The organism is Frankia sp. CeCAU1, from assembly GCF_977971845.1.
Genome location: NZ_CDWWXA010000217.1, coordinates 877 through 5,324 on the forward strand (window position 1 = coordinate 877; position 4,448 = coordinate 5,324).

At 72.9% G+C, this 4,448-nt stretch carries 4 protein-coding genes; 2 read left to right on the forward strand and 2 right to left on the reverse strand.

Going from position 1 to position 4,448, the window contains the following annotated elements; all coding sequences use genetic code 11:
• Both AC08OO_RS22430 and AC08OO_RS22435 read right to left on the reverse strand, forming a co-directional pair.
• On the reverse strand, positions 1-844 hold an 844-nt coding region (locus AC08OO_RS22430; RefSeq protein WP_476619038.1), incomplete at its 3' end, for a M16 family metallopeptidase.
• A complete protein-coding gene (locus AC08OO_RS22435) occupies positions 841-2,142 on the reverse strand; it encodes a M16 family metallopeptidase (RefSeq protein ID WP_476611139.1) in 1,302 nt (433 codons plus the stop codon). The genes AC08OO_RS22430 and AC08OO_RS22435, both read right to left, overlap by 4 nt.
• A gap of 198 nt (positions 2,143-2,340) precedes the next feature.
• Here AC08OO_RS22435 and AC08OO_RS22440 point away from each other — a divergent pair, with 198 nt between their 5' ends.
• The gene (locus tag AC08OO_RS22440) at positions 2,341-3,750 is read left to right on the forward strand and encodes a PucR-like N-terminal domain-containing protein (protein WP_476619039.1); all 1,410 of its coding nucleotides are present in this window, start codon (positions 2,341-2,343) and stop codon (positions 3,748-3,750) included.
• Between the two features lie 28 nt (positions 3,751-3,778).
• On the forward strand, positions 3,779-4,448 hold a 670-nt coding region (locus tag AC08OO_RS22445), incomplete at its 3' end, for an endonuclease/exonuclease/phosphatase family protein (RefSeq protein ID WP_476619040.1).

Consider the following 4,448-nt stretch of genomic DNA (forward strand, 5'->3'; position numbering starts at 1 on the left):
GACCAACATCAGGCTGGGCGGAACGGCCCAGGGCCGGTCCGCCCAGCCTGATGTTGGTCTGCACGGCACCCGGACGGTCGACGATGACGATCGGGCCGGTGGTGAGGGCTGGGACCGGCGGGACGGTCCGCGCGGGCCCGCCCGTCCAACCGCCGAGCGCGGCGGAGACCGCCGCGAGAGCACGCGGCGCCGGCACGTCCCCGACCAGGGTAAGGATCGCGCCGGCCGGGGAGATCAGTTCGGCGTGCAGGGCCCGTACGTCCTCGGGGCCGACCTGTCCGACGGTCTCCGGCTCGGCGATACCGGTGGCGTAGGGGTGGTCACCGAAGAGCCTGCCGAGCAGCGCCTCCCGGGCGATGACCGCGGGCTGGCTACAGGCGATCGCCGTGTCCTCGACGATCCGGTCACGTTCGCCGGTGACCTCGTCGTCCGGGTAGGTGGCGCTGAGGAGCACCTCGGCCATGATTCCCAACAAGGGTTCGAGGTTCACCGCAAGGGCGGAACCGACGATGGCCAGCCGGTCGGCGTCAACCCCCGTCGACAACGATCCGCCCAGGCGCTGGACCTCGGTGGCCAGGCCCACCCGGTCGAAGCGGTGTGATCCGGTGAACAGCGTCTCCGCGAGCACCTCGGCCCGGGCCTGGTGCACGGCGCCGACGCCGGCGAAGGGGATCCGCAGCCGCACCTCGACCAGGGGCACACTGGCCCGCTCCACCACCAGCACCCGCAGACCGTTGTCGAGAGTGTGGTCGGTGACGGCCGGCAACTCCGCCGGGACGGTCGGGCGCACGGCCGGGATGACCGCCGCCCGGGTGGTCGTCGAGCTCAGCGCGCTGCCGCTCATGAGGCGGCGCCGGCACGCAGCTCCAGGACCGAGCGGCCCTGGTCGAGAAGCGCCCGGGCGGCCGCGGCGACGGCCTGCCCGGTCACCGCGGACAGTTCCGCGGGCAGTTCGTTCACCAACTCGGGACGTCCCCGTTGCAGCTCATGCACGGCCATGGCGAGTGCCCGTCCCAGCGCGTCGTCGGACTCACGCAGCAGCGAGGACGCCACCCGCGCCTGCACCCGCTCCAGCTCGCCGTCCGCCAGGCCCTCGCCCGCCAGCCGCGCCAGTTCCTCGTCGACGGCGGCGAGGACGGCGTCCGCGCTCGCGTCCTCGGACTGGCGGGCCTCCAGGGTCAGCAGCAGCGGGTCACGCTGCTCGAACGGATCCCCGAAGGTGCCGAGGTAGGTGCTCACACCGATGACCGAGCGATCCTTCTGCACCAGGCGGCGTTCGAGCCGGCTGGCGTCGCCGTCGCTGAGGATCTCGGTGAGCAGGTAGTAGGACAGGTAGGTGGACAGGTCGCCGATCGGATCGGGCACCCGGTAGCCGACCGCCAGGGCGGCGCGCGGCGCGAGCGGATCGGTCAGCACCGCCCGGCGCTCGGTACTCGGCACCGGCTCGGCGAAACTCACCCGCGTCGGCACCGAGCGGGCGGGGATGTCACCGAAGTACCGGTGGACGAAGGTGAGTGTCTCCTCCGGGTCGATGTCGCCGACGATGGTCAGCACCGCGTTGCCCGGTGCGTAGTACTTGTCGAAGAAGTCCTCGGCGTCGTCCAGGCCCGCGGCCTCGAGCTCGGAGAAATCCCCGTAGCCGTTGTGGGCGTTCGGAAAGGTGTCGAACGCGACCGGCGGCAGCTTGATCCAGGGAAATCCCCCGTAGGGGCGGTTCAGGACGTTGACCCGGATCTCCTCCTGCACCACGGCAATCTGGTTGTCCAGGTTCTGGCGGGTGATCTTCGGCGCCCGCATCCGGTCCGCCTCCAGGAACAGGGCCAGTTCGAGCGCCCCGGCCGGGAGCAACTCGAAATAGTCCGTGTAGTCCGGGTGCGTCGATCCGTTGAAGATTCCGCCGGCGGCCTGGACGTGCTTCGGATGCTCGGCCTTACCGACGTTCTCGCTGCCCTGGAACATCAGGTGCTCGAACAGGTGGGCGAATCCGGTACGGCCCTCGGGCTCGGATCGAAACCCGACGTCGTAGTGCACCGAGACGGCCACCACCGGCGCGGTGTGGTCAGGGGCGAGCAGCACGCGCAGGCCGTTACCGAGCCGGGTCCGCTCGATCGGATAGGAGGATGCCGGCAGGGCCGACTTCACCGCGGTGGACGCGGCCGGGCCGGGTTCTCTAGGCGGGGACACAGTTGCCAACGCTACTGCCCGGCGGGCCGCGCCGGTGGCGAAGAGGACGCCCATCCCAAGTCATGGCCACGGGGGCCCTGCCCTGCCCCGACCCGCCCGGGACCGATTCCGCCGGCCGTCGGCGACGACCACGGGCGGCCCCGCCCAGACGACGAGGTGCGGGAGATTGCGACGGTCGGGCGGCAAACTGTCCTCATGGGACAGTTTCCGGCCCGGCTGAGTGAGATCCTCGCTGCCGAGTTCGACGCTCTGGGTGAAGAGATTATCGCCGCGATCGCCCGGGAGGTTCCCGCCTACGCGCGCCCGCTGGAGGGCAAGTTCGGCCATGGGGTGCGCCGCGGAGTCGACGAGGCGTTGTTCCGCTTCCTCAGCCTGGTCGAGGCCGGTCCCCACTGCACTGTCGACCTCGCCGCCAGCCGGGAGGTTTATGTCCGTCTCGGCCGCGGCGAGGTGTACGCGGGACGGTCGTTGGACAACCTGCTGAGCGCCTACCGGGTGGGCGCCCGCGTCTCCTGGCGGCGCCTCGGGGAGGCTGCGGCCCGCCGCGGCGGGCTGGACGGCCCGGCGCTGGTGTCCCTCGCCGAGATGATGTTCGCCTACATCGACGGCATCTCCGCGGCCTCCGCCGAGGGCTACGCATCCGAGCAGTACACCGCGGCCGGTGAACTGGAGCGGCTATGGGACCGGCTGGGCGAGATGCTGCTGTCCGGCGCGACCGGCGGGGCGATCGCGCAGGTCGCCCGTTCCGGCAGCGTGCGGCTGCCCGGCCGGCTGGCCGCCGTGCTCGTCCCCGCCCCGACCGGCTCCGCGGCCACCCACCCGGCTGACGGCGAGGCCGACCACGAGGGCAACCATGAGGCCGACCACGAGGCCGACCACGAGGCCGACCCCTGGGCAGGCTCGCTCCCCTCCCGGTTGCCCTCGGGCTGCCCCCGCGCCGTGCAGGGGGGAGACATCTGGGTGTTCGTCGGCTCGACCGAGCGGGCGGCCACCCGGGCGGCACTGGCGAAACAGCTCGCCGGGCTCGCCGCGGTGGTGGGACCGGCCGTGCCGTGGGGTCAGGCGGCGGCGAGCGCGGCGCGGGCGAGGTTCGCCTGCGATGCCCGCAGCGCCGGGCGGCTTCGCGGTATCGCCGCGGCCGACCCCCTGTTCACCGACGAACATCTCAGCGCCCTGCTGCTGGCCAGCGACCCCGGGCTCATCACCGACCTCGCGTCCCGCCGGCTCGCCCCCCTTGACGGGCTGCCCGACCGGACCAGGGAACGGCTGGCCGAGACCCTCCTGTACTGGCTGACCCTGCGGGGGCAGCGCGGGCTGATCGCCGAGCGGTTGCACATCCATCCGCAGACCGTCCGCTACCGGGTCAACCAGCTTCGCGAGCTGTTCGGACCATGTCTGGAGGACCCTGACACCCGCTTCGATCTCGAACTGGTGCTGCGCGCCGGGGGCGCCGAGGACGTGGCCACCGACCCGGTGAGCGCCGCGGTCCGCGAGGACACGGACGAGGGCCGGGGCCCGGGCTCCCGCCGTCCCGCGGCGGTGCGGGGTCGGTCACCCGGGCCGTGACGGACCTCGCATCCGATACGGTCCAGGCGTGCGGCTGGGCTCCTTCAACATCATGCACGGCCTGTCGCTCACGGATGGGACGGTCGAGCCCGCCCGCTTCGCCGCGGCCGTCTCCGCTCTCGGCGTGGACGTCCTCGGGCTCCAGGAGGTCGATCTCGACCAGCCACGATCGGGTGGGCTGGACCTCGCCGCAGAGGCGGCGGCGATGATCGGAGCCGGCGACGACGACTGGCGGTTCGTCCCCACCGTCTTCGGCACGCCCGGCGTGGGCTGGCGGCCGGCTGACGGGCAGCGCCGGGACGACGAGCCGGCGTACGGCATCGCTCTGATCAGCCGGCTGCCCGTCCGTGAGTGGCGAGTGATCGACCTCGGCCGGGCGCCGGTGCGGTCCCCGATCGCGATACCGGGGGGGCCGGGCAGGCGGGGACGTCTGATCATGCTCGACGACGAGCCGCGGGCCGCGATCGCCGCGCGGGTGGAGTCGGCCGGGGGCCCGCTGACGGTGGTCAACACCCATCTGTCGTTCGTGCCGGGCTGGAACGCCGTGCAGCTGCGCCGGCTGGCCCGCCGGCTCGCGGACGTCCCGGGGCCGCTGGTCCTGCTGGGCGATCTGAACCTGCCCGGCCGGCTACCGGCCGCGCTCACCCGCTGGCGCCGGTTGGCGGTGACGCCCACCTACCCCGCGCACTCCCCGCGGG